This is a genomic window from Aeromonas sp. sif0611 (assembly GCF_019218845.1).
Lineage (GTDB): Bacteria > Pseudomonadota > Gammaproteobacteria > Enterobacterales > Aeromonadaceae > Aeromonas > Aeromonas media.
In genome coordinates this window covers 63,817-88,997 of the sequence record NZ_JAHUWU010000012.1, presented here as the reverse complement: position 1 = coordinate 88,997, position 25,181 = coordinate 63,817, and the positions used below count along the sequence as shown (strand labels likewise).

Sequence of the window (25,181 nt, the reverse complement as noted above, 5' to 3'; positions counted from 1 at the left end):
GAAATAAACTGTGACAACCGAAGTTGTCTTGGTCACTTCACCAGACATTGAAAATCAACAAAATTGTTTGATGTTCGATGCTGTGAGTGCCCACACAGATTGCTTGATTCAAATTGTTAAAGAGCGATGCAACAGTGTGTTGCTGCGGGAGTGGAATTCTACTCAACCGCCTTCTCGAGTCAAGCCTTATTTTCAAGGGCTTTTCGAGATTATCGACGGGGTTGTTTGCGTTGCCGCTTGCCCTGTCGATGGAGGCGCATTATAGGGAGCTGGCTCGGATTGGCAAGGGTGATTTCGCATAAAATTCGCATTTCCAGCTCAACCGCTCACCAATCAACCAAGGTGGTGTTTTAATGCTCATGCAGGGTTCCGTATGAAGGCAATTTCTGCCCCTTGCTGGGTCAAGGGTGTCAGTAGATCAAGGTTGTATCGAATTGCCTTTCCCTAACGCCACAACCATGGTGATCGGGATCCGGCCTTCGGGTAACATAGCGCCCCTTTGCGATTCTCACACTCTTGGGCTTTGGAGAGTTTAATGCCTTTTGCACTTGGCCAGCGTTGGATTAGTGATACAGAGACGGATCTGGGGTTGGGGACTGTCGTTGCTGTTGAAGGACGCATGGTTACCCTGTTGTTTCCGGCTACCGGTGAAAACCGCATGTATGCCAAAGAAGAGGCGCCGGTCACCCGGGTCAGCTTCAATGTGGGCGATCAGATTGCCAGTCACGAAGACTGGACCATGATGGTCGAAGAAGTGCAGGAGAAAGACGGCCTGCTTATATATGTCGGTGTTCGCACCGACAATGATGAGCCCGTTGCCCTCAAGGAAGTGTTTCTCAACAACTTCATCAAATTCAACAAGCCGCAGGATCGCCTGTTTGCCGGTCAGATCGATCGGATGTCCCGCTTTACCCTGCGCTTCGAGGCGTTGGTCAACCAGCACCAGCGTCGTCGCAACCCGACCCGCGGTCTGGCCGGTGGCCGGGTCAGCCTGATCCCGCACCAGCTCTATATTGCCCACGAAGTGGGTCACCGCTACGCCCCGCGCGTATTGCTGGCTGATGAGGTGGGTCTGGGCAAGACCATCGAAGCGGGCATGATCATTCATCAGCAGCTGCTCTCCGGCCGCGCCCATCGGGTGCTGATCCTGCTGCCCGAGACTCTCCAGCACCAGTGGCTGGTCGAGATGCTGCGCCGCTTCAACCTGCACTTCTCCCTGTTTGACGAGGAGCGCTGCATCGAGGCATTCGCCGATGCAGAGAATCCCTTCGAGACCGAACAGCTGGTGATCTGCAGCCTCGACTTCCTGCGCAAGAAGCGTCGTCGTTTCGAGCAGGTGCTGGAAGCAGAGTGGGACCTGCTGGTCGTCGACGAGGCACATCATCTGGAGTGGAGTGAGGAGGCACCAAGCCGCGCCTACGAGATGGTGGAAGCGCTGGCCGAACAGGTGCCGGGCGTGCTGCTGCTGACCGCCACCCCGGATCAGCTGGGCCACCAGAGCCACTTTGCCCGTTTGCGCCTGCTCGATCCCGAGCGTTTCTACGACTACGAGGCTTTCCTCGCCGAGGAGCAGGCTTATGGCCAGGTCGCCAGCGCCGCGCAAGAGCTGCTGGAAGGCGAGACTCTGAGTGATGCAGCCAAACAGATCCTCGCCGGCCAGCTGGAAGGGCTGGATTTGAGCGATGCAGCTGCCCGTCAGCAAGCGGTCGCCAAGCTGCTGGATCAACACGGCACCGGCCGGGTGCTGTTCCGCAACAGCCGCGCCAATATTAAGGGCTTCCCCGAGCGTCATCTCAACGTCTACCCCATGCCACTGCCGGATCAGTACAAGACCGCCATCAAGGTAATGGGCATGATGGGTGGCAACGGCGGCGATCTGCAGACCCGCGCCCTGCGCTACCTCTATCCGGAGAAGATCTTCCAGCAGTTCGAAGGCGACAACGCCACCTGGACCCAGTTCGACCCGCGCGTCGAGTGGTTGCTGGGGCTGCTGCTCTCTGCCCGCCAGCAGAAGGTACTGGTGATCTGCTCCGAAGCGGCCACCGCCATCGCACTGGAAGAGGCGCTGCGCACCCGTGAAGGGATCCGCGGCACCGTATTCCATGAAGGGATGTCGATCCTCGAGCGGGACAAGGCCTCTGCCTATTTTGCGCAAGAGGATGGTGGCGCCCAGGTGCTGCTCTGCTCCGAGATCGGCTCAGAAGGTCGCAACTTCCAGTTTGCCAGTCATCTGGTGCTGTTCGATCTGCCGCTCAACCCGGATCTGCTGGAACAGCGCATCGGTCGACTGGATCGTATCGGTCAGCAGAATACCGTCGAGATCCACGTTCCCTATCTGGAGGGCACCTCCCAGCGCGCCCTGCAGCTCTGGTATCACGATGGTCTGGACGCATTCGAGCAGACCTGCCCGACTGCTCGTCCGGTATTCGAAGCGGTGCGTGACGAGCTGTTCGAGCTGCTGGCCGCCAACACCGGCGATCAGGCGACCCTCGACGCCCTGCTGATCAAGACCCGCGAACTGCACGAGCCGCTCAAGGCTCGACTGGAGCAGGGTCGCGATCGCCTGCTGGAGATCCACTCCAGCGGTGGCGCCGCCGCCCAGCAGCTGGTCGACAAGCTGGCCGCCGAAGATGACGACACCGGCATGATCTCCTTCGCCCTCAAGATGTTCGACGAGATCGGCGTCAATCAGGATGACCGTGGCGAGAACGCGCTGGTGTTGACCCCCGGGGATCACATGCTGGTCTCCAGTTTCCCGGGCCTGCCGCAAGACGGCATGACCATCACCTTCGATCGCAACACCGCCCTGTCGCGGGATGACATGGCGCTGCTCTCCTGGGATCACCCCATGATGCGCGGCGGTATCGACCTGATCTTGGGCTCCGAGATCGGTGCTACCTCGGTGGCTCTGCTCAAGAACAAGGCGCTGCCCATCGGCTCCATCCTGCTTGAGCTGATCTTCGTTGCCGAGTCGGCGACCCATCCCCAGCTCTACCGCTTCATGCCGCCGACGCCGATCCGTCTGCTGATGGACAAGAACGGCCAGAATCTGGGTGAAAAAGTGGCGTTCGATGCCTTCAACCGCCAGCTGACTCCGGTCAACCGCCACCTCGGCAGCAAGCTGGTCACCGCGTCGCAACCGGTGATCCACGGTCTGATTGGCAAGGCTCAACCGATTGCCGAAGAGCTGAAAGCCGGGATTGTCGACAAGGCCCGTGCCCAGATGGCGCAGACCCTGCAGCAGGATCTGGATCGTCTGGAAGCGCTCAAGGCGGTCAACCCGAACGTGCGCGACAGCGAACTGGATTATCTGCGCAATCTGCAGGCAGAATTGCACCACCTGATCGATCAGACCCAACTCAAGCTGGACGCAATCCGCTTTATCGTGGTCACCCATAACTGATGGGGGCTTGCCCCCACCTTCTGATGCGAGACATTTATGTTTGAATACTCACCGCCTCTGGAACCCTGGCTCGATATCCTGTTCAAGGACAAGGACATCATGGTGGTCAACAAGCCCACTGGCCTGCTGAGCGTCCCCGGGCGCGGCCCCGAGAATGAAGACAGCGTCCTGCATCGGGTGAAGCAGCAGCACCCCAAGGCGGCGGCGGCCCATCGCCTCGACATGTCCACCACTGGCGTCATTGTCATTCCCCTCAATCCCAATTCCCATCGGGAGCTGAGCCGACAATTTCGCGAGCGGGAGACCGAGAAGCACTACCTCGCCTGGGTGTGGGGCGAGCCGGAGGCAACATCGGGCCAGGTTGACCTGCCGCTCTGCGTCGACTGGCCCAACCGCCCGAAACAGAAGGTAGACCACGAGGAGGGGCGTCACGCTCTGACCCTGTGGGAAAAACTGAAGGTGGAGAACGGCAACAGCCTGATCAAGCTGACCCCCATCACCGGTCGCTCGCACCAACTGCGCGTCCATATGCTGGAGCTGGGGCACCCGATTCTGGGTGACAACCTCTACGCCCATCCGGATGCACTGGCAGCAGCGCCCCATCTCTACCTGCATGCGGCCAGCCTGACCATCAGCCACCCTCGCAGCGGCGAGCGGATGACCTTTGAGGCGCCAGCCCCCTTCCCGCTCTGAGCAGAAAAGGCTAGCGCCAAATCGCAGATATAAAAAAGCCCCCATCGCGAGATGGGGGCTTTTTCATTAGGGTCAGACGCGAATATCGATCTTGCTTCCCAAAGAAGCGCTGGCCGATATCGGTGCTGCTGGAGCTGACTGAGCTGCTGTTGCCAGCAGTTTCAAAGCCGACTCGCCTTCCTGGGTCTGCTGTTTTTTGGCCAGGCTGGCCACCATCAGTGCAGAACCAAACGACGCATTTGCAGAACTAGAAATATCCATTGTGTACCTCCTGCCTAGTCACTATCGGCCAGAGAATGGCAGACATGAGACCTATCGTTCAGAGCAGGTATGCCTTGTCCGGCGCACGCCGTGCGAGCCAACGTTCCTCCATCTCCAGCAGGGTCTGATAGGCCTTTGATGCCTGCTCCGGGCGACTGAACAGATAGCCTTGTCCGTAGAGATGGATGTCGGTCAATGAACGCAGCACGTCGAGCTGGCCCTGGGTTTCTATCCCCTCGCATACCAGCTTCTTGCCCAGCATGGAACCCATGCGGCAGATGTTGGCAACCAGCTCGGCCGCCTCGATGGAGGTGTCTATGCCCTGGATGAAGGATCTGTCTATCTTCACCTTGCTCACGGGCAGCTTCTGCAGATAGCTGAGAGAGGAGTAACCGGTCCCGAAGTCATCTAGCGCCAGATGAACCCCTTGCTGACTAAGATCCTGCATCAACTGCAGCGAATTCTTCACCTCGCGCATGGTGGTGTCTTCCGTCACTTCCAGCACCAGGCAGGAGGCCGGAATGTGGTGTTCCATCAAGGCCTTGGCCACCAGCTTCAACAAGTTGCGCTGGTACATGCCAGGGGAGATGTTGACGCACATCTGCAGATCGACCAACCCTAGGTGTTGCCACTGGTGGAGCTGCTCGCACGCCGTGTTCAGTACCCAGCTGCCAAGCTTCTCGGCCAGCTGGAACTCTTCCGCCACCTGGATCACCTCGTTGGGAGGAATGAAGCCAAGCTCAGGATGACGCCATCTCAGCAGCGCCTCGACCGCCTCGCAGCGACCGCTCTCCAGGTTGACGATGGGTTGGTAGTAAAGCTCCAGGGCGTTGTGTTCAAGAGCCATCACCATGTCGGAAGCGAGGTGCTTGCGCCTGGTGGTTTCGTTGAGCAGGGAGCTGTCATAGATGACATAAGGGACATGGGTCTTGCGGCTGTGGAACAGCGCCTGCTCCGCCCGGCTCAGCAGTTCCTGGGTCTGGTTGCTGTCCGTGGGGAAGAAGGCGATACCTATGCCCACTTCCAGCCGGAAGGGATAGTTGTCGATGATGATGTCTTGTTTGATGGAGTGGAGCACTCTCGCCACCAGCTCCCTGACCTGACGCAGGTCGCTGCAGTCCCGTTGCAGCATGGCGAGCTGATCGCCCCCCAGACGAGCCACCCACTCGCCGTTTTCACACAGGGCCCGCAGCCGCTTCGCCAGCTCCTGCAGCAGTATGTCCCCAGTGCTGTAGCCAAACTTGCTGTTGATGTCACGAAAGTCATTGATGTCGACCAGTACCAGGCCAAAGGGGGTATCACGGCTGACGTAAGACTCCATCTTCTCCAGCAAGGCCAATCGGTTGGCCAGGCCGGTCAGCGGATCGACCCGGGCCGTTCTGAAATGACGCCTGGCTTCACGCACCAGCAGACCGCTAAGCAGAATGACGGATATCACCAGGCCCAACACCATGAATAACAGCGCATCGCGCAGTTGGCCGAAGCGCTTGTCATTGCCCGAATAGACGTTGATGTTCTTCTGCATCATGGAGGCGAGAGAGTAGGAGAGCGGCTCCTGCAAGGGCGCAAGGGTCATCATTATCTGCTGGTAATCCGACATCCCCGGCTTCAGCCTGGTCAGCTCCGGCTCCAGCTTGCGGATGTTGTTCTCGGTCAGCTGCACCAGCCGCAGCGTCTTCGGGTTATCCGACAGGCTCTTGCGTAGTTGTCCGCTCAGCAGGATCGGCGTCCGGCTCCACAGGATGTCGTAACGCAGCAGCAGGGTTTCATGATCGATACCGCCGTAGTGGTAAATCTCGACGGCATTGAGAAAGCGCCCCAACTCTAGCTGCAACTGCATCAATGCCCAGGAGACGTCATAGGTGTACTTCTCCATTACCCGGGTCGCATTTTGTATCTGCACCAGGCAATACAGCGTGCTACCCGTGAATAACAGAATGGATAGATAAAGAACGCCGAGTAAGGGCCAAGCCCTGGTCTTCGCTTTCACCCAGTACTCCCGTAAGCCACCGTCTTTACTGCTGAATATCGATCGCGCTCAGTTGCCAGATCATCATGTCGGTGAACTCGGATCGCTTGAGTTCAGGATGCTGATCCAGCGGCAGGATAAACCAAAGCGGCCCTTTGTCACGTACCCGCATGGTTACCCCATCATCTTGCCAGGCCAGAATGGGATCGTATTGCCTGACCTTATCCCAGTTGATCCGGATCTGGAAGCTGTTCAAGGCAGTGAGCGTGATGCTCTTGCCATTGGCCTTCACCGCCGTCAGCACGTCCGCCAGTTTGGGCCCCACGTATTTGTGCGGTTTGTCCACCCAGGGATTGCTCGTCACTATCTCATGCTGTGGCAGGGCCTGGATCATGGCCATGTCGAAATCAACTTCACCATCAGCCGGGTTGGCGGGGTCCAGATTCCCTGTCACCTTGAGGATCACCGGCCCCTCGGGAGCGGCCAAGACCATGGTGGGAACGACAAGGGAAAACAGTAACGGGATCAAACCTAATGTTCGCATGTTCACCTCAGATCATTTCACTATCAACAGCTTCAGCTTAGTAGCACTAAAAAAAACGGCCCGCAAAAGCGAGCCGTTTGATGACTATGACGGAATTACATCATACCCATACCGCCCATGCCACCCATATCAGGCATGGCAGGGGTATCTTTCTTCGGCAGCTCGGAGATCATGCACTCTGTGGTGATCATCAGGCCGGCGATGGAAGAGGCGAACTGCAGGGCAGAACGGGTCACCTTGGTCGGATCCAGGATGCCCATGGCCAGCATGTCACCGTACTGCTCGGTGTAGGCGTTGTAGCCGAAGTTACCCTCACCGTTCTTCACGGCGTTGGCAATGACGGAGGCTTCTTCACCGGCGTTGATGACGATCTGACGCAGCGGTGCTTCCATGGCGCGCAGAGCGACCTTGATACCCACGTTCTGGTCTTCGTTGTCACCACGCAGGGAGGCCAGCTTGGCGGCCACGCGCACCAGCGCCACACCACCACCGGCAACCACGCCTTCTTCTACTGCAGCGCGAGTGGCGTGCAGGGCATCGTCAACACGGGCTTTCTTCTCTTTCATCTCGACTTCGGTGGCAGCGCCAACCTTGATGACAGCAACACCGCCGGCCAGCTTGGCCACGCGCTCTTGCAGCTTCTCACGGTCATAATCGGAAGAGGTATCTTCGATCTGCTGACGGATCTGAGCCACGCGGCTCTCGATCAGGGCTGCATCACCCACGCCATCGATGATGGTGGTGTTCTCTTTGGTGATGACGATGCGCTTGGCACGGCCCAGATCTTCCAGGGTCGCTTTTTCCAGCTCCATGCCCACCTCTTCGGAGATCACGGTACCACCGGTCAGGATGGCGATATCCTGCAGCATGGCCTTGCGACGGTCGCCGAAGCCCGGCGCCTTGACGGCGGCGACTTTCACGATGCCGCGCATGGTGTTGACCACCAGGGTAGCCAGCGCTTCACCTTCCACGTCTTCGGCCACGATGATCAGCGGTTTGCCCGCCTTGGCCACGCCTTCCAGCACCGGCAGCATTTCACGGATGTTGGAGACTTTCTTGTCCACCAGCAGGATGAAGGGATCATCCAGCTCGACGGAGCCGGTTTCCGGCTTGTTGATGAAGTAAGGGGAGAGGTAGCCACGGTCGAACTGCATGCCTTCCACCACAGCCAGCTCGTCTTCCAGACCCTGACCGTCTTCCACGGTGATCACGCCGTCACGGCCGACCTTGTCCATGGCTTCGGCGATCAGTGCACCCACTTTCTCGTCGGAGTTGGCGGAGATGGTACCGACCTGAGCGATGGCGTTGTTGTCGGCGCAGGGCTGGGACAGGGCCTGCAGCTCGGCGACGGCAGCCACAACGGCCTTGTCGATACCGCGCTTCAGATCCATGGGGTTCATGCCGGCGGCAACGGCCTTCAGGCCTTCGTTGACGATGGCTTGCGCCAGTACGGTCGCGGTGGTGGTACCGTCACCGGCGGCGTCGTTGGCCTTGGAAGCAACTTCCTTGACCATCTGGGCGCCCATGTTCTGGAACTTGTCTTCCAGCTCGATCTCGCGGGCAACGGAGACGCCATCCTTGGTGATGGTCGGGGCACCGAAGGACTTGTCCAGTACCACGTTGCGGCCTTTCGGGCCCAGGGTCACCTTGACGGCGTCGGCCAGGATGTTGACGCCTTCCAGCATTTTGATGCGGGCTTCGTTGCCAAACTTAACTTCTTTAGCTGCCATGTTCTTCAGTCCTTAAATCAATTCGGGAAAAGGGGGAAGGTGATTACTCTTCGACAATCGCCAGGATGTCGGTCTCGGACAGGATCAGCACGTCCTGGCCATCCAGCTTCTCGGTCTTCACGCCGTAGCCTTCGTTGAAGATCACCTTGTCACCCACCTTGACGGCGAGGGCTTTGACATCGCCATTGTCCAGAATTCGGCCAGTCCCCACGGCAAGAACTTCACCACGGGTGGACTTCTGGGCCGCAGTGCCAGTCAAGACGATGCCGCCAGCGGATTTGGCTTCAGCTTCGATGCGCTTGATGATGACGCGGTCGTGCAGTGGACGAATTTTCATCGATAACTCTCCCAAAATGAGTCTCTGTGTTGCTTGAGGAATGGCCGCAGTCGGCCAAATTTGTTATGCCCCTGATCTGGGGCAATTTGGGTAGCCCTTCAAGGGCAAATACAAAAAAAATATTTTCACGTACTATGAGTATCTTTGATGGATCACCCACCCCCAATCAGGAAGGCGGATGGACGCGGCCAGCATTTCGGCCCAGAGCACATAGAGACCCTGCCTTGAGCCGACCCAACCCCATGCTGACCGCCCCCATGACGCCAGTGCTGCTGCGCATGACGGGGCCCATGATCCTCGGCATCGTTGCCATCCTCGCCTTCAACCTGGTCGATACCTTCTTCATCGGCATGCTGGGCACGGAAGCGCTCGCCGCCATCAGCTTCACCTTCCCGGTCACCTTCGTGGTCACTTCCCTCACCATGGGGCTGGGAGCTGGACTGTGCGCCCTGCTCGGCCATGCCCTGGGCCAGGGCCGTCACGACGAGACCGCCCGCATCACCACCGACTGCCTGTTCCTTGCCGTCATCCTGGTGACCCTGCTAGCCGTGCTGGGGGCGCTGACCATAGAACCCCTCTTTACCTTGCTGGGCGCCAGCGCCGAGCTCATTTCGCTGATCCACGACTACATGCTGATCTGGTATCTGACCGTACCCATGCTGGTCATTCCCATGGTCGGCAATGCCGCCATCCGGACCACGGGGGATACCAAGACCCCCAGCCTGGTGATGGGGGTGGCCGGTCTGGTCAACGGGGTGCTGGATCCCCTGCTCATCTTCGGGCCCGGCCCTTTCCCCGAATGGGGCATTCGCGGCGCCGCCATCGCCACCTCCCTCTCCTGGTTGATGGCCATGCTGGTCAGCCTGCACATACTGCGCCAGCGGGAGCAACTGCTGTCATGGCGCCTCTCCCCTCGCCCACAGCGGCTGGCCCACTGGCGCGCCCTGCTGCAGGTGGCCGTGCCCGCCTCCTTTACCAACATGCTCAACCCGCTGGCCAACGCCGTGCTGATGGTCATCTTCGCCGGTCTGGGTACCGAGGTGGTGGCCGCCTACGGAGCCGCCTCCAGGGTAGAGGCGCTGCTGCTGATCGTGATGATGGCGCTCTCCTCGGTGCTGGCCCCCTTCGTCTCGCAGAACTGCGGGGCGGGCAATCCGGCGAGGGCCAGGGCCGCGTTGTTGTTCTGCATGCGGTTCGCCCTGCTGTTCCAGCTCGCCATCTACGGCCTCGTCTGGCTGCTGGCGCCGCTCATCGCCAACCTGTTCAGCGATCACCCTCAGGTCGTTCGGCTGATCGTGCTCTACCTGCATTTGGTGCCCATCGGCTACGGTTTTCAGGGCATGGTGATGTTGCTGGCTTCGGCACTCAACGGCGTCAGGGCCTCGACGGTGTCATTCGTCTTCAACGGCATGCGGCTGTTCGTCTTCTTGCTGCCAGGGGCCTGGCTGGGCGCAAAACTGGGGGGAGAGCAGGGGATCTATCTGGGGATATTGCTGGCAAACCTGGCGGCGGGGCTGCTGGCCTGGGGCTATGCCCACCGCAGGTTTGAGAGGCTCTGCCATCAGGTCAACCCCTGACGGCAAGGGCCTCGGGATGGCGGCCGATTCCGTTCACTCACTCTTTGCGTTCAAATTCCCCTTCAATCGTGGTTCCACCACGCTTGGACTGATCCGGCTGCCCCTCGCCAGGGTGCGCCCCGAACGGCGGTTGCTGTGCCTTGAAGCCACCCATCTGCATCCTGAACTGGCTGCTGCCCACCAGCTTGTCGGCCAGCTTGTTGCGCAGCCAGGGCTGCAGCAGCAGGATGCCGAAGAAGTCGGTCACGAAGCCCGGAATGATCAGCAGCAGACCGGCCAGCGCCAGCAGCATGCCCCCCATCACCTCGCGGCCCGGCATCTCGCCCTGCTGCATCTTCTGCTGGGCGCTGAACAGGGTCTTGATCCCCTCGCTGCGCACCAGGGAAGAGCCCAGCACCGCGGTCAGTACCAGCAGGCCCACGGTCGGCAAGGCACCGATCACCGAGCCCACCTCTATCATCACGGTGAGCTCCAGCAATACCAGGCCAACCAACAACAGTAACAACTTGCCCATAGCAACCTCAGTGCGGTGAATAAATGAACCTGCAATCACACAGTCAGCGGAGTATGGTCCATACCAACTCGCCATCACGCAGGTCTCTTGTCAGTAAAATGGGGAGTCATACCGGTTTTTCAAGTCTGCGACGCCAGACACCTCGGGATCGGAAGAAATATTTGGTCGCCCAACTGTGATTGAAGTGATTGTTCTGTCAAAGTTAATCGCTCAATTGCAATATCTGTTTAATGACCACAAGATATTTGAGGTTGCCTCAAATTTAGTGATCCAAGTCTAATATCAGATACCCCAATTGAGGTAAGATCTATTCCAGTCATTGCACAGGGAACCACGGGTTCCCCACTGCCCCACCCGATGTGTGGTGCTTCAGGATGAAATGTGCGTAAGGATGTCGCGGCCACTCGGTGAGGATCGTTTCCATTTATCTGATTTCTGAGGCATTACAATGAGCGACATCAAGAACGTCCGCATTGAAGAAGACCTGCTGGGCACCAAAGAAGTTTCCAACGATCTCTATTACGGTGTGCATACCCTGCGCGCCGTCGAGAACTTCAAGATCAGCACTCAGAAGATTTCTGACGTTCCCGAATTTGTCCGTGGCATGGTGCTGACCAAGAAGGCCGCCGCACTGGCCAACGGTGAGCTCGGCACCATCCGTCCCGAAATTGCTGACAAGATCATCGAAGCCTGTGATCTGATGCTGAATACCGGAAAATGCTTCGACCAGTTCCCGGTCGATGTCTATCAGGGCGGCGCCGGTACCTCCGTCAACATGAACACCAACGAAGTGCTGGCCAACATCGCCTTGGAAATCATGGGTCTGGAGAAGGGACGTTACGACGTCATCAACCCGAACGACCACGTCAACAAGTGCCAGTCCACCAATGACGCCTACCCCACCGGTTTCCGCGTCGCCGTGGTCAACAGCACCGACACCACCCTGTATGCCCTGGAAGCGCTGATCGCAGCCTTCGATACCAAGGCCCAGGAATTCAAGAGCATCCTGAAGATGGGCCGTACCCAGTTGCAAGATGCTGTCCCCATGACCCTGGGCCAGGAGTTCCATGCCTTCGCCGTGACCCTGCGCGAAGAGATCAAGTCCATCAAGCGTTGCCAGGAGCTGCTGCTGGAAGTGAACCTGGGTGCCACCGCCATCGGGACCGGTCTGAACACCCCGCCCGAGTACTCCGCCCTGGCCATCAAGCGGCTGGCCGAGATCACCGGTCGCGCCTATGTGCCGGCAGAGGATCTCATCGAAGCGACCTCCGACTGCGGTGCCTATGTGATGCTGCACGGTGCTATCAAGCGTCTGGCCATGAAGCTGTCCAAGATCTGCAACGACCTGCGTCTGCTCTCCTCCGGTCCGCGCACTGCCCTGAAGGAAATCAACCTACCGGAAATGCAGGCGGGCTCCTCCATCATGCCGGCCAAGGTCAACCCGGTCATTCCGGAAGTGGTCAACCAGTCCTGCTTCAAGGTGTTCGGTAACGACGTCACCATCACCTTCGCCGCCGAAGCCGGTCAGCTGCAGCTGAACGTCATGGAGCCGGTGATTGGTCAGGCCATGTTCGAATCCCTGAGCCTGATGGAAAAAGCCTGCATCTCCCTGCGCGAGAAGTGCGTGGAAGGCATCACCGCCAACCCGGACATCTGCATGAACCACGTGCTGAACTCCATCGGCATCGTGACCTACCTGAACCCCTTCATCGGTCACCACGAGGGTGACATCGTCGGCAAGATCTGTGCCCAGACCGGCAAGAACGTCCGCGAAGTCGTGCTTGAGCGCGGCCTGCTGACCGCCGAGCAACTGGACGAGATCCTCTCCATCGAGAACCTGATGAACCCGCAATACAAGGCCAAGCGTTACACCCGCGAAGCCACCGTATAAGCGAGCAGATGGGCCGGGTTTATCCCGGCCCATTAAAGTCAATTCCCGAGCGACCTCCTGCAAGTCCCATCGGGAATTGGCTTTTCAGCCCAATAAAACCTAAAAAAACTGGAAAATGGAGTGTTCGCTATGATTGGAATCGAGTTACTTGTGGTGCTCGCCGCTATCTATCTGGGAGCCCGGATAGGCAGCATAGGTATCGGCTTCGCCGGTGGTCTGGGGGTATTGGTGCTGACCTGGGGTCTGGGCATGCCCATCCCGAGCGATCAGCTGGTGACCTACCTGCCCTGGGACGTGATCATGATCATCGCGTCCGTCATCTGCGCCATCGCCTGCATGCAGCTCGCCGGCGGGATGGACTATCTGGTGCATCTGGCCGAGAAGGCACTGCGCAAGAATCCCAAGCACATCACCTTCGCCGCCCCGGTCGTAACCTACCTGATGACCATGCTGGCCGGTACCGGTCACACCGCCTTCTCCACCCTGCCGGTGATCGCCGAAGTGGCCAAGGAGCAAGGCATCCGCCCGTCCCGTCCGCTCTCCATCGCAGTCGTCGCCTCCCAGATAGCCATCACCGCCTCCCCAATCTCGGCGGCTGTGGTTGCCTTCTCCGGCATGCTGGAGCCGCTGGGCGTTGACTACCTGACCCTGCTGGCCATCTGCATCCCGTCCAGCTTCATCGCCTGCCTGCTGGGGGCCTTCGTGGCCAACATGCTGGGCAAGCCGCTGGAGCAGGATGAAGTCTATCTGGAGCGCAAGGCCAAAGGCCTGATCAAGCTGCGCGGCACCAGCAAGGTGGAGCTCAAGCCCTATGCCAAGCTCTCCGTCGGCATCTTCATCGTCGCCATCGTCGCGGTCATGGCCTATGCAACTGCCATCTCAGGCAACGTGGGCCTGATCGCCAGCCCGCCCATCCCCCGCGATGGCGCCATCATGGGCATCATGCTCTCCGCCGCCACCCTGATGGTGCTGTTCTGCAAGCTGGACGCCGCCCAGATCACCAATATGCCGACCTTCAAGTCCGGCATGTCGGCCTGTATCTGCGTGCTGGGCGTGGCCTGGCTCGGCAACGTCTTCGTGAAAGGCAACATGGTCGAGATCCAGGCGTTCGCCGGCGATCTGCTGAGCCAGTACAGCTGGCTGCTGGCCGTGGTACTGTTCTTCTCCTCCATGCTGCTTTACTCCCAGGGCGCCACCACCAAGGCCCTGATGCCGGCTGCGCTGGCACTGGGCGTCAGCCCGCTGGCGGCGATCGCTTCCTTCGCCGCCGTGAGCGCCCTGTTCGTGCTGCCGACCTACCCGACCCTGCTGGCGGCGGTCGAGATGGACGACACCGGCTCCACCCGGATTGGCAAGGCGGTGTTCAACCACCCCTTCTTCATCCCGGGCGTTGCCACCATCGCCATGGCAGTGGCACTGGGCTTCTTCTTCGGCGGTCTCATCCTCTGATAGCGGTCCCCTCCTTTGCGAAACGGCCCTCCGGGGCCGTTTTTTTATGCCTGCTGCGTGCAGGATCCCACCTCTACGCCCATAAAAAAGCCGCTCAAGGGAGCGGCTCTCGTCATTGTGATGGCGCCCTCAGGCGGTGGTCTGCCGGGTCCCGAAATAATCGGCGAGGAAGTCGTCGAAGGAGAGGCTGTCGCCGCGCTCCCGCTCCCGCTGCTTGGCCAGGGACTCCCGCGCCTCACCGGCGAAGTAGGCCTCATCCCAGTACTGCAGCTCACCGGCCAGCATCTCTTCCCGGTAGCGGCTCGCCAGCTCGTCGCCGAAGCAGCCGTTGTCCTGGCCGCTTTCCAGCAACTGCTTGAGCAGGCGGGCGGAATAGGTCAGCTCGGGATTGAGCAGCTTCTCGCGGTGCATGGCCAGCGTCTCGCGGTAGCGGTTGCGGCCGCAGCAGCGATCCAGCAGCCCAGCGACCTGGTCCAGCTCGTCGAACAGCTGGAGCCCGAACTCCTTGAGGCCGATGGCATTGCCCTGTTCATCTTCCAACTCCAAACCAGGACGGCGTCCTTCCAGCACCACCTTGTTCTGGTTGCGGCGGTTACGGGCAATCTCCTCCTCGGTCAGCAGCGGGGAGGGTCGCAGCAGGCACCAGACCAGGAACAGGTCGAAGAAGCGGATCTGATCCACCTCGATGCCGAACGGGGTGAAGGGGTTCACGTCCACGGTGCGCAGCTCGATGTATTCGATGCCGCGCTGCTCCAGCGCATCCGAGGGCTTCTCGCCGCTGCGAGGGGTGCGCTTGGGCCGGATAGGGGCGTACAGCTCGTTTTCCAGCTGCAGCACGTTGTCGTTGAGCTGGCGGTACTCGCCGTTCACCTTGACCCCAATCTTGGCAAACTCGGGATCATGGGTGTTGATGGCGCGGCGCAGGCTGCTCACGTAGGCCGGCAGGTTGTCATGGCTGATCTTGAGCCCCGCCTGGGCGCTGTTGGTGTAACCGAGATCGGACAGGCGCAGGGCGGTGGCATAGGGCAGATAGAGGGTCCCCTTGCCGGTCTTCTGGAATGGCAGGCTGCTCTTGCGCCCCTTGAGGAAGGAGTCGCAGATGGCCGGGGAGGCGCCGAACAGATAGGGCACCAGCCAGCCGAAGCGGTAGACATTGCGAATAAGCCCCATGTACTTGTCGGAGATGAAGCGCTGGCTGCAGCACCCCTCTCCCACCAGATCCTGCCACTCGCACCAGAAGCTGTCCGGCATGGAGAAGTTGAAGTGCACCCCAGCGATCACCTGCATCAGGCTGCCGTAGCGGTTCTTCAAGCCTTGGCGATAGAGGGTCTTCATGCGCCCGATGTTGGAGCTGCCGTACTGGGCCAAGCGGATGCTCTCCTCGTCGCCGACAAAGCAGGGCATGGAGAGCGGCCAGATCCGCTCATCCCCCAGGTGGTGAATGGCGTGACGGTGGATGTCGCCAAGCTGCTCGATCAGGCTCTCGATGGAGTCGGTGGCCGGGGTGATGAACTCCAGCAGGCTCTCGGAGTAGTCGGTGGTGATGTTGGCATGGGTCAGCGCCGACCCCAGGCCTCTGGGGTGATCGGTCTGGGCCAGGGTCCCTTCGGGGGTGATGCGCAGACATTCACGCTCGATCCCGCGCCGGATCCCCTTGAGGGCGGTCACCCGTTCCGGGGTTCCCAGCGCGGTCAGCAACTCGGTGAGCGACAAGCTAGTAGTAGTCATATTCACGGCTCATGTATGGCCGCCCCACCTGGGGCGGCGCTCATTTTTATGCAACGCCCCTCAAGGCAATTGCAGTGGATAGATGGGAAGATGAAGCTCGCTCAAGGGTTTTTCAAGCTTTTGCTTGTCCCCCACCACCACAATCACCATGTCGGCGGGATCGAGCCAGCGGGCTGCACTGGCTTTTAGCGTCTCGGGTGACACCGTTTTGATCAGCTGATTCTGGGCCTGCACATAGTCCGGCTTCAGGTCATACATGATCATCTGCAGCAGGAAGCCCGCCTTCTGGCCCAGGGTCTCGTAGGAGAGCGCATCCTGCTGGGAGACGGCGCTGCGCATGTAGGCCAGCTCCACCGGGGTGGGCCCGCTCGCACGGTAGCCGTCCATCTCCTTGAGGAACTGACGGATGGCATCCGCGGTGGCGTCGGTGCGCACGTTGGCGCCGGTGGCGAAGATGCCAGCCTCGCGGTTCGCCTGGAAGCCCGAGCTGGCGCCATAGGTGTAGCCCTTGTCTTCCCGCAGGTTGAGGTTGATGCGGCTGTTGAAGTTGCCCCCCAGGTTGAAGTTCATCAGGTTGGCCACGAAGTACTCCCCCGTGGTGTCAAACGGCATGGCACGGCGACCGATGCGGATCACCGACTGGGGCGCCCCCGGCTTGTCCACCAGGTAGATGCCCGCCTTGGCCTGCTCCCCCTTGAGCTTGAGATCTCCCAGAGTCGGAGCCGCCCCCTGCCACTCGGTAAGGAAGCCGAGCTGCCGTTCCACCTGCTGCTGGGTCACGTCCCCGGTCACCACCACCTTGGCATTGGTCGGGTTGTAGTAGGCATGATAGAAGCGCTTCACGTCCGCCAGGGTCAGTTTCTCGACGTCGGTCAGCACCCCGTCGGTCGGCTGGCCGAGGCGATTCTGCTTGCCGTACACCAACTCCCGGAACGCCTGCCCCGCCAGCCACTCGGGCTGCTGTTCGCTCTGTTTCATCCCTTGCAGCGTCTGTGCCTTGAGCCGCTCGAAGTCCGCCTCCCGCAGACCGGGTTGCAGCAACACCTCGCGCACCAGTGCCAGCGTCTGGGGCAGCTTGTCGGTCAGGCTGCTGATGGTGATGAGATTGTTGTACTGGGCGGTCGAGACGCTGATGCTGGCGCCGAGCTTTTGCAACTCGTCGCTGAGCTCGGCCTCGGAGAGGCGCGCCGTTCCCTGCCCCAGCATGGCGGCGGTGAGGCTGGCCAGCCCCAGCTCGCCCTTGCCCTCGGCCCGGATGCCCCCCGGCAGGGCAATCATGATGGAGACGGCCGGGATCTCGTCACTTCGGGTACCGATGATCTCGATGCCCTTGTCCAGCTTGCCATGCCAGATGGCGGGCACCTTGACGCTGACCGCCTCTGCCGTCCTGGGCTGCACGCTGCGATCGAAGCTGTCCTTGATCGTTTGCTGGGCCAGCTGCTCCCCATGCTGGCTGTAATCCGGCAGCTCGCGCTTGGCCGGGGTGAAGTTCGGCGTGCCCGCCTGCCACTGGGTCTTGCCCTTGGGCACCACGCTCAGCACCACGGAGTGCCTGTTCGCGATGAACTTGTCGTAGGCTGCCTTGACCTGCTGGGCATTCACCTGGCTGATGGCATCCAGGTTCTTGAACACATAGTTGGGATCCCGGGTCATCACCTGACCCATGGCGAGCTGGCTCACCTTGCCCTCGATGCTGTCCAGCCCCCAGATGGCGGAGGCACGGTAGCTGCTGATGGCCTTCTCCAGATCCGCGGGCTTGATGCCGCGTTGGGCAAATTCGCCGATCACCTTGTCCACCTCCCCCTTGAGGGTCTTGAGGCTGCCATCCACCGCCGGGTTCGGATAGGCATAGACCGCCAGGGTACAGGCCAGCTCTTCGCAGGAGTGGGAGGCCCCCACCTCGATGGCCTTGCCGGTCTTGACCAGGGACTGATAGAGCATGGAGCTGGCGGAGCCACCGAGCACGTCGGCAAAGATGTCCAGCGCCGGCTCCTGCGGATCACCAAGGGACACTGTCGGGTAGCTGATATAGAGCAGCGGCAGGTGCACCTTGTCTTCCAGTGTCACATAGCGGGTCTCGGGTAGGACCGCAGGTTTCGGCGTCGGCTCGGCGACCTCGGGGCCACGGGGGATGGGGCCGAAGTATTGCTCAATCCAGGCCAGCGCCTGCTTGGTGTCGAAGTCACCGCCCAGGGTCAGCGTGGCGTTGTTCGGGCCATACCAGCGCAAGAAGAACTGCTTGAGGTCGTTCACATCGACCCTGTCCAGATCCTCCACATAGCCGATGGGCTGCCAGGAGTAGGGGTGGGTGCGTGGATAGAGCGCCTCCCCCACCTTCTCGCTGAGCAGGCCGTAGGGCTGGTTGTCGATGCGCTGGGCCCGCTCGTTCTTGACGGTGGCGCGCTGGATCTCGAACTTCTTCTGACTCACCGCATCGAGCAGGAAACCCATGCGATCTGCTTCCAGCCAGAGCACCTTCTCCAGCTGGTTGGCCGGTACCGTCTCGAAATAGTTGGTCCTGTCCTTGTTGGTGGTGCCGTTCATCTCGCCACCGGCCTCATTGATGATCCGCATGTGCTCCTGATCGCCCACGTGTTTGGAGCCCTGGAACATCATGTGCTCGAAGAAGTGGGCAAAACCCGACTTGCCGACCGTCTCCCGCGACGACCCCACGTGATAGGTGACATCCAGGTGTACCAGGGGGTCGGATTTGTCCGGCGCCAGGATCACGGTCAGGCCGTTGTCCAGCCTGTACATCTGATAGGGAATGCCAAGCTTGCCTTCCTGCCTGACCTGCTCGGACACCAGGGTGGGCGCTGCCAGCACGGGCAGGGAGAATCCCAGGAGAATGCTTAATGGAATGAGTTTGTTCACGGTTACCTCGTGAGTGACAAAAATGGGCTAGAAGATCTGGCTGGCCAGCAGAAACACCAGGGCATAACGAAGCAATTTACCGAGCCCGATCAGGATGAGAGAGCGCCAGAAGGAGAAGCGAAGCCAACCGGCCAGCAGGCAGAGGCCATCACCGATCACCGGCGTCCAGGCGAGCAGCAGGCACCAATGACCATGCTGTTTGAGCCAGGCGAGCGCTTTTTGTTCCCCACGGCCTTGAAAATCTTCCGGTTTTTTCTTGTGTGTGGCGAGCCGGCCGAGCCACCAGGTGGTCATGGAGCCCAGGGTGTTGCCCAGCGTCGCCCACAGCAGCAGGCTGGCCATGCTCCACTCTCCCCGGGTGGCCATGGCCCCCAGCAGCACTTCCGAGCTGCCGGGCAGCAGGGTGGCCGAGGTGAAGGCGCTCAGAAACAGCCAGCCCAGCCCCATCTCGGCAATGTCGTTCATCCGGGCTGGCTGTCGGCGGCAGGCATGCGCAGCAGCAGCTTGCCCCGCACATGACCGCCCTCGATGGCGCCATGGGCCAGTGCCCCTTCCGCCAAGGGGAACTCACCGGAGAGGGTGACATGCACATCTCCCTGACGCAGCAGCATCAGCATCTGGGCCAGCTGTTTTTGATCGGGGTGGACCAGCATGCCGAGCACCTCAATGCCCGCCTCGGCCCCTGCCTCCTTGATCTGCTGGGCCGTGATGGTGGGCACAGTCACCAGGCAGCCACCCGGTTTGACGCAGGCCAGCGCCGCCTTGCCGCTCTCGCCCCCCATCAGATCCAGCACCAGATCGACCTGATCCACCTGGGCAACCCAGTCTGCATCATGGTAATCCACCATCTGGCTGGCCCCCAGCCCGTGCAGGAAGCTGTGGTTGTCGCGACTCGCCGTCGCCACCACCTCGGCGCCATAAGCGCTGGCAAACTGCACCGCCAGATGGCCCACACCGCCGGCACCGGCCAGGATCAGCATGCGCTGCCCGCCCTTGAGGGCACCGTGTTCGAACAGCCCCTGCCAGGCGGTGAGGCCCGCCAGCGGCAGCGCAGCCCCCTGCTTGAGACTGACCCCGTCGAGCCTGACCAGCTCGTCCTCGCGAACCACCACAGATTCCGCATAGCCACCGGCCGTCAGGGGAAAGCCCACCATGCCGCACACCGCATCCCCTTCCACCAGGGTGGCGACATGGGGGCCGACCTTCTCTACCACGCCGGAGACGTCATAGCCCGGGGTCCAGGGCAGCTTGTCCTTGTTCTGGGCCGCCGCCCAGCCGAGGCCGGCCCGGGTCTTGGCATCGATGGGGTTGACCCCCGCAAAACAGATGCGTACCCGGACTTCCCCCTCGGCGGGCACCTTGTCCAGGGAGGGGTTGAGCTTAAGTACCGAGGGGTCGCCGAATGCGGTAATCTGTAGCTGCGTCATTGCACAATCCATCCTGTTGATTGATCAAGGGTCAACAGAATAACAGCGAGGACACCATGGCTCGAATGTTTCTTATTCCTCTGTTGCTGGCCCTGGGGTGGTGGGCGTTTCTGCTCTACTTCCGCATTCCGCTCAAGCAGGGTGCCAAGGGGTTTTACTGGATCATCGGCATAGGTGGGGGACTTGCCGCCTTCTTCAGCCTGATGATGGTGCTCACCCACTGACGCCGCCTGCGGCAACAAAAAGGCCACCCTGAGGTGGCCCGGATCTCAACCCGCCTGCGCACTGAGGTGGTAGTGGCGATTGCTGCCCTGCCCCAGCACCCCCTCGGCCAGCAGATGCTGGAACACCCTGTCCACCTCTTCCAGCGAGAGGGAGAGGGCCTCGGCCACCTTGCGCTTGCTGCACTTGAGCTCTCCGCTCTCCAGCGCGCTGCGCACCTGGGCCACCACGGCCGGTGCGGGCTCTGGTCTGCTCACCACCATGGGTGCGGCGACAGCTGACTCGACCTGGCGAACCTCGACTTCTTCCCGCGCCCGTTGCCACTGCCATTGACGGCGGAAGCGGTTCTCCTCGCCGATCAGGCTGACGAAAAAGGCACCGAACGCATCCAGCAACACCGAGAGGAAGCAGACCAGCAGGAACTGTACCTGGCTGATGCTCATGCCCACCCCGTCCGCCAGGCTGCTCATCAACCCCAGCATGGAGGATTGCTCATTGAGAGGCTTGGCGTCGCGCTCCTGGCGCAGCTCATCCTGCTTCAGCCTGAGCTTGGTGTTGGCCTGCTGCAATCCGCTCACCCCGCTGGAGATCCGCGCCATCTCTATGTACTTGCGCGCCGCCTCCTCGTTGAGCTGGATCTGCCGCTCTATGCTGGCAATCTGCTCGTCGAAGCGGGCGATCTCCCGCTCGTGGCGCGCCTGCTGGCTCAAGATGGTGTTGGTGGCGCTGTTGATGCCGCCAATGCTGCCACCGATGGAGATGGCAGCCAGCACGCTGTAAAACAGCAGCGACCAGAAGGCACCGCCGAGATCCCGCCGTGCCTTGCACTCGCCATATTCATACCAGACATAGAACTTGCCCAGTTCGAAGATGATGGCCAGACCGCCAAACAACCACTTCATCAGGGGGTTGTCGTCGATGGAGAGAAACAGCAGCAGGGAGAAGACGATGGAGGCCAGAATGGCCAGCCCGGTAAAACTGTACACCGTGGTCAGTGCAAACCAGCCCTTGGGATAGCGCAATGCGGCGGGAGCCTGTGTGGTCATGATGAAGAGGGTATGCCGTGCAGGAAAAGTTGGCTGCCGATTATAGTCACCGGGCGGTCGGAGAGAAGGGCAAATACCTGAATTCCTTCATATGGATAACCAGCTGTCCATAGTGCGACCAAAACGGACGAATCGGCAGCAGAAAACCGCTACAATCGACCTCAGACTTGAAGGGAGTATTTCGTTGTGCCTGGGTTCAGCCCGGCGCGCTACACTGACTCCCTATTGCCATTATCCGAGGACATCATGAACAGAACGACTACGCTGCTGCTCTCCCTGCTTCTGGTTGCCGGCACCTCCATCTCATCGGTCCAGGCTCAGGAGCAGGGGAATAACGCTTTCTCCGTTGACGAGCTCACCTTCAATCTGGACTGGAATGACACGCAATTTGACTGGTCGCAGACAAGTTGTCTCGATCTGGGGGTCGGTGAGGATGCCTCTGCCGATTGCAAGGGCGTCAAGCTCAACCTGGATGATGAGACGCCCCGCAACCAACCCCCCAGCACCAACCAGATCCCGGCCAGCCCGGAAGAGTGACTAGTCACGACAGGAGCCTCTCTGATATGACACATCCCAAGCGCAATACCATGATCAATCGCACCGCTCTGCTGCTCTCTCTGTTCATTGTCCACGGCGTCGCCTTTGCTGCGCCTCCTTCCAAGAACAACGACGACATCAAGATCTCCACTGATCGGGGCCAAATCAGCCTGGATTGGGACGACAAGGAGTACGACTGGTGGCAGAACAACTGCCTGAATATCAGCACCCGCAGCAGCAGTATCAAACTCAACTGTGACAACATGGATGGCAAGTATCGCGACCACTACAACCGTAGCATCCACAGCGGCAACAACCCGGGCAAGGGCCACGACAAGAACGACTGGGACAGCAACGACAACGCGAAGTACAAAGAAAAAGGCAACGGGAAAGGCAAGAACAAGTGATGGTTCAGGGGCTCCGGCCCCTGAATGCATTCGCGCTGACAATGGCCAACTTATTGCCAAAGTTCAAAACTCATGAAACTCTGTGACTGTTGACTTCCCCCCTATCAAGACTCGATAGCCCCCTCCATGGTCTTGGCAAAAAGTCGAATCATGTCATTTTACGAACGTTCACCACCCATTCCTCACCAGATCAATCACCATGGTGCCAAGGTGTTGTTCCGCCCCGGTTAAGGCTGGCGGCGATAGACTGCCTCTCCTCCTGCCGTCATCGAGGCCATCATGCGCAACCCCATTTCCCACCTGCTCGCCCGGTTACTGAACAGCGGCGCAGCATTTGAAGCCCCTCTTGCCCGGCGCAGCCCCGCCCAAGATGCTGGCTCCCATCAGGAAGAACAGGGAGCGAGAAGGCAGCCACTTGGCGATATTCCCCGCACCGAGGGCTCTGGCAAGCACAACGGTGACAAGATAGGTCGCTGACCGCCCCTGCTGGCGTCTACCAGTAATTTTCCATGCTGATGTTGCCGGGTGCCCGGCGCAGGTTCTTGGCAAGACCAAGCCCCATCAGGGTCTGCTGAGTTTCCTTCACCATGGCGGGGTTACCGCAAATCATCACCTGGCTGTGTTCGGCCGAGAATGCGAGCCCGACCCTGGCCTGCAGCTCGCCGCTGGCAATGGCCGCCGGGATCCGACCGGGCAACGCGTCGGGCCAGGGTTCGCGGCTGACGAAAGGCACGTAGTGAAAACGGGGCCCATACTGCTCGACCAGGCTGGTAATCAGGCCCTGATAGGTGAGCTCCTCCCCCTTGCGCACCCCGTGCACCAGCACCAGATTCTCGAAACGCTCGAAGACCTCCCCCTCAGCCAGCATGGCGAGGAAGGGGCCAATGGCCGTGCCGGTGGAGAGCAGCCAGAGATCCCGTCCCGGCGGGAGCTCGTCCAGGGTCAGGAAGCCCGTGGCCTGAGACTGAACCAGCAAGCCATCACCAGGTTGCAAGGCACCGAGGGAGGGTGTCAGTTCGCCGTCCGGGATCTCGACCAGATAGAATTCGTGGTAGGGGGCGGAGGGGGGATTAACGAAGGAATAGGCGCGCTGGATCCGCTGATCGCCCCGTTGCAGGGCAAGCTTGGTAAATTGCCCCGCCTTGTAGGGGGCGAGATCCGCCGCTATGCGCAAGGAAAACAGGGTGGGCGTCCACTCGATGCGCTCGAGTACCCGACCTTCGACCCAGGCTGCCATACAGGTTCTCCTCCAAAGAAACAGAACCTCACTCTACCCCTTGATCCCCTCTTGATTCAAAAAGAAAAAAACCCGCGCATGTGCGCGGGTTTTTTCTGCAAAGCGAATCGCTATTACAGAGCAACAACCTGGATCTGTACGGTTGCCTTGACGTCAGCGTGCAGCTGAACAACAACTTCGTACTCGCCGGTGTTACGCAGAACGTTGCCCATACGGACTTCGCTCTTGGCAACGGCGACGCCGGCAGCAGTGATGGCTTCAGCCACGTCACGGGTACCGATGGAACCGAACAGCTTGCCTTCGTCGCCAGACTTGGAGGCGATGACAACGGCAGCCAGTTCACCCAGCTTGGCAGCGCGCTCTTCAGCGGCAGCTTTACCGGCAGCCAGTTTGGCTTCCAGTTCAGCACGGCGAGCATCGAAGGTCTCGATGTTGGCCTTGGTAGCCATAACGGCTTTGCCTTGCGGGATCAGATAGTTACGGGCGTAGCCAGCTTTAACAGCGACTTGATCACCCAGACCGCCCAGTTTGGCGATTTTGTCGAGCAGGATAACTTGCATTACCTTTCCTCTATAAAAGTTGAGTTAGGCTTAAGTGCCGGACCGATTCTTACTTGTTGTGCAGATCGGTGTACGGCAGCAGAGCCAGGTAACGAGCACGCTTGATGGCGCGTGCCAGCTGACGCTGATACTTGGCGCGGGTACCGGTGATACGGCTCGGTACGATCTTGCCAGATTCAGTGACGTAGTTTTTCAGAGTAACGATATCTTTGTAGTCGATCTCGGTAACGTTCTCGGCGGTGAAGCGGCAGAACTTACGACGACGGAAATAACGTGCCATGGCCTTTATCCTCTAATGCGGTGATCTAAGAATTACTCTTCGGAAGACGCTTCAACAGCATCTTCGCGGCGCTCGTCGTCACGACGGGTGAAGCGCTCTTCCTTGGCCTTGGCCATCGGAGAAACTTCAGTCACGGCGTGCTTGGTGCGCATGATCATGTTGCGGATAACGGCATCGTTGAAGCGGAAGTTGGTTTCCAGTTCGTCGATAACGGCCTGCTCAGCTTCTACGTTCATCAGAACATAGTGAGCCTTGTGCAGCTTGTCGATCGGGTAAGCCAGTTGACGACGGCCCCAATCTTCCAGGCGATGAATGGTGCCACCAGCGGTGGTGATAGCGCCGGTGTAACGCTCGATCATGCCAGGTACTTGCTCGCTCTGGTCCGGATGAACCATGAAGACGATTTCGTAATGACGCATTTTAGCTCCTTACGGATTAATTCAGCCTCCGCCCAGGTGCAGCCAGACCTCGGAGGCAAGGAACATAGTGGTGTTT

At 60.0% G+C, this 25,181-nt stretch carries 24 protein-coding genes; 9 read left to right on the top strand and 15 right to left on the bottom strand.

The annotated features are described in order from the left end of the window. Positions 1-535 precede the first annotated feature (535 nt). Positions 536-3,403 carry an RNA polymerase-associated protein RapA gene (rapA, locus tag KW824_RS19830; RefSeq protein ID WP_218410803.1) on the top strand — a complete coding sequence of 956 codons (2,868 nt, stop codon included), beginning with the start codon at positions 536-538 and terminating at the stop codon, positions 3,401-3,403. Positions 3,404-3,439: 36 nt separating this feature from the next. Then, positions 3,440-4,096 carry a bifunctional tRNA pseudouridine(32) synthase/23S rRNA pseudouridine(746) synthase RluA gene (gene rluA, locus KW824_RS19825; protein ID WP_182787537.1) on the top strand — a complete coding sequence of 219 codons (657 nt, stop codon included), beginning with the start codon at positions 3,440-3,442 and terminating at the stop codon, positions 4,094-4,096. A gap of 72 nt (positions 4,097-4,168) precedes the next feature. On the opposite strand, the gene KW824_RS19820 is transcribed toward rluA, so the two are convergent. The 5 genes from KW824_RS19820 to KW824_RS19800 all read right to left on the bottom strand — a co-directional run bounded on the left by KW824_RS19820 (position 4,169) and on the right by KW824_RS19800 (position 8,937). Continuing rightward, the gene (locus KW824_RS19820; RefSeq protein ID WP_182787535.1) at positions 4,169-4,357 is read right to left on the bottom strand and encodes a hypothetical protein; all 189 of its coding nucleotides are present in this window, start codon (positions 4,355-4,357) and stop codon (positions 4,169-4,171) included. Positions 4,358-4,415: 58 nt separating this feature from the next. Continuing rightward, the gene (locus tag KW824_RS19815) at positions 4,416-6,347 is read right to left on the bottom strand and encodes a bifunctional diguanylate cyclase/phosphodiesterase (protein ID WP_218410802.1); all 1,932 of its coding nucleotides are present in this window, start codon (positions 6,345-6,347) and stop codon (positions 4,416-4,418) included. Between the two features lie 25 nt (positions 6,348-6,372). Beyond that, positions 6,373-6,870: a molybdopterin-binding oxidoreductase gene (locus KW824_RS19810; RefSeq protein ID WP_041206383.1), complete on the bottom strand. Its 498-nt coding sequence runs from the start codon at positions 6,868-6,870 to the stop codon at positions 6,373-6,375. A 95-nt stretch (positions 6,871-6,965) separates the two neighbouring features. Then, positions 6,966-8,600 (bottom strand): chaperonin GroEL, encoded by a 1,635-nt coding sequence (groL, locus tag KW824_RS19805; RefSeq protein ID WP_005331807.1) that lies wholly within the window; start codon positions 8,598-8,600, stop codon positions 6,966-6,968. A 43-nt stretch (positions 8,601-8,643) separates the two neighbouring features. Beyond that, entirely contained in the window at positions 8,644-8,937 is a 294-nt protein-coding gene (locus KW824_RS19800; RefSeq protein ID WP_005309514.1) for a co-chaperone GroES, read from the bottom strand. Positions 8,938-9,179: 242 nt separating this feature from the next. Here KW824_RS19800 and KW824_RS19795 point away from each other — a divergent pair, with 242 nt between their 5' ends. Beyond that, a complete protein-coding gene (locus KW824_RS19795; protein WP_256351436.1) occupies positions 9,180-10,514 on the top strand; it encodes an MATE family efflux transporter in 1,335 nt (444 codons plus the stop codon). A gap of 37 nt (positions 10,515-10,551) precedes the next feature. On the opposite strand, the gene KW824_RS19790 is transcribed toward KW824_RS19795, so the two are convergent. Beyond that, positions 10,552-11,028 carry an FxsA family protein gene (locus KW824_RS19790; RefSeq protein WP_218410800.1) on the bottom strand — a complete coding sequence of 159 codons (477 nt, stop codon included), beginning with the start codon at positions 11,026-11,028 and terminating at the stop codon, positions 10,552-10,554. A gap of 448 nt (positions 11,029-11,476) precedes the next feature. Here KW824_RS19790 and aspA point away from each other — a divergent pair, with 448 nt between their 5' ends. Together aspA and KW824_RS19780 are read left to right on the top strand one after the other, a co-directional pair. Continuing rightward, on the top strand, positions 11,477-12,919 hold the full coding sequence (gene aspA / locus KW824_RS19785) for an aspartate ammonia-lyase (protein WP_005331800.1): 1,443 nt from the start codon (positions 11,477-11,479) through the stop codon (positions 12,917-12,919). 129 nt (positions 12,920-13,048) lie between these two features. Continuing rightward, positions 13,049-14,368: an anaerobic C4-dicarboxylate transporter gene (locus tag KW824_RS19780; protein WP_041206386.1), complete on the top strand. Its 1,320-nt coding sequence runs from the start codon at positions 13,049-13,051 to the stop codon at positions 14,366-14,368. Between the two features lie 129 nt (positions 14,369-14,497). On the opposite strand, the gene gshA is transcribed toward KW824_RS19780, so the two are convergent. Genes gshA through KW824_RS19760 form a run of 4 tightly spaced genes read right to left on the bottom strand, consistent with a single transcriptional unit; the run spans position 14,498 to position 20,397 of the window. Next, positions 14,498-16,096 (bottom strand): glutamate--cysteine ligase, encoded by a 1,599-nt coding sequence (gene gshA / locus KW824_RS19775; RefSeq protein ID WP_218410799.1) that lies wholly within the window; start codon positions 16,094-16,096, stop codon positions 14,498-14,500. A gap of 60 nt (positions 16,097-16,156) precedes the next feature. Further along, entirely contained in the window at positions 16,157-18,970 is a 2,814-nt protein-coding gene (locus tag KW824_RS19770; RefSeq protein ID WP_218410798.1) for a pitrilysin family protein, read from the bottom strand. A gap of 27 nt (positions 18,971-18,997) precedes the next feature. Then, on the bottom strand, positions 18,998-19,435 hold the full coding sequence (locus KW824_RS19765) for a YqaA family protein (RefSeq protein WP_005331793.1): 438 nt from the start codon (positions 19,433-19,435) through the stop codon (positions 18,998-19,000). Then, positions 19,432-20,397, bottom strand: coding sequence for an NADP-dependent oxidoreductase (locus KW824_RS19760; protein ID WP_218410797.1), 966 nt, complete (start codon positions 20,395-20,397; stop codon positions 19,432-19,434). Before KW824_RS19760 ends, KW824_RS19765 begins: the two co-directional genes overlap by 4 nt. 56 nt (positions 20,398-20,453) lie before the next feature. Here KW824_RS19760 and KW824_RS19755 point away from each other — a divergent pair, with 56 nt between their 5' ends. Continuing rightward, positions 20,454-20,621, top strand: a complete 168-nt coding sequence (locus KW824_RS19755) for a hypothetical protein (RefSeq protein WP_162472074.1) — start codon at positions 20,454-20,456, stop codon at positions 20,619-20,621. Between the two features lie 45 nt (positions 20,622-20,666). Here the strand turns inward: KW824_RS19755 and KW824_RS19750 are convergent, their stop codons facing one another. Further along, positions 20,667-21,665: a Preprotein translocase subunit SecY gene (locus KW824_RS19750; protein WP_218410796.1), complete on the bottom strand. Its 999-nt coding sequence runs from the start codon at positions 21,663-21,665 to the stop codon at positions 20,667-20,669. 246 nt (positions 21,666-21,911) lie between these two features. Between KW824_RS19750 and KW824_RS19745 the strand changes: the two genes are divergently transcribed. From KW824_RS19745 to KW824_RS19735, 3 genes are all read left to right on the top strand, one after another. Then, positions 21,912-22,202 carry a hypothetical protein gene (locus KW824_RS19745; protein WP_043131505.1) on the top strand — a complete coding sequence of 97 codons (291 nt, stop codon included), beginning with the start codon at positions 21,912-21,914 and terminating at the stop codon, positions 22,200-22,202. Positions 22,203-22,228: 26 nt separating this feature from the next. Continuing rightward, complete coding sequence (locus tag KW824_RS19740) at positions 22,229-22,609, top strand: hypothetical protein (protein ID WP_005331789.1); 381 nt, start codon at positions 22,229-22,231, stop codon at positions 22,607-22,609. A 279-nt stretch (positions 22,610-22,888) separates the two neighbouring features. Then, complete coding sequence (locus KW824_RS19735; protein ID WP_182787524.1) at positions 22,889-23,086, top strand: hypothetical protein; 198 nt, start codon at positions 22,889-22,891, stop codon at positions 23,084-23,086. A 16-nt stretch (positions 23,087-23,102) separates the two neighbouring features. Here the strand turns inward: KW824_RS19735 and KW824_RS19730 are convergent, their stop codons facing one another. From KW824_RS19730 to rpsF, 4 genes are all read right to left on the bottom strand, one after another. Continuing rightward, a complete protein-coding gene (locus tag KW824_RS19730; protein ID WP_182787522.1) occupies positions 23,103-23,846 on the bottom strand; it encodes a ferredoxin--NADP reductase in 744 nt (247 codons plus the stop codon). A gap of 113 nt (positions 23,847-23,959) precedes the next feature. Continuing rightward, positions 23,960-24,406 carry a 50S ribosomal protein L9 gene (gene rplI, locus KW824_RS19725; protein ID WP_005331773.1) on the bottom strand — a complete coding sequence of 149 codons (447 nt, stop codon included), beginning with the start codon at positions 24,404-24,406 and terminating at the stop codon, positions 23,960-23,962. Positions 24,407-24,455: 49 nt separating this feature from the next. Continuing rightward, complete coding sequence (rpsR, locus tag KW824_RS19720; protein WP_005313392.1) at positions 24,456-24,686, bottom strand: 30S ribosomal protein S18; 231 nt, start codon at positions 24,684-24,686, stop codon at positions 24,456-24,458. A gap of 32 nt (positions 24,687-24,718) precedes the next feature. Beyond that, positions 24,719-25,105 (bottom strand): 30S ribosomal protein S6, encoded by a 387-nt coding sequence (gene rpsF / locus KW824_RS19715; protein ID WP_005331771.1) that lies wholly within the window; start codon positions 25,103-25,105, stop codon positions 24,719-24,721. Between the last annotated feature and the right edge of the window lie 76 nt (positions 25,106-25,181).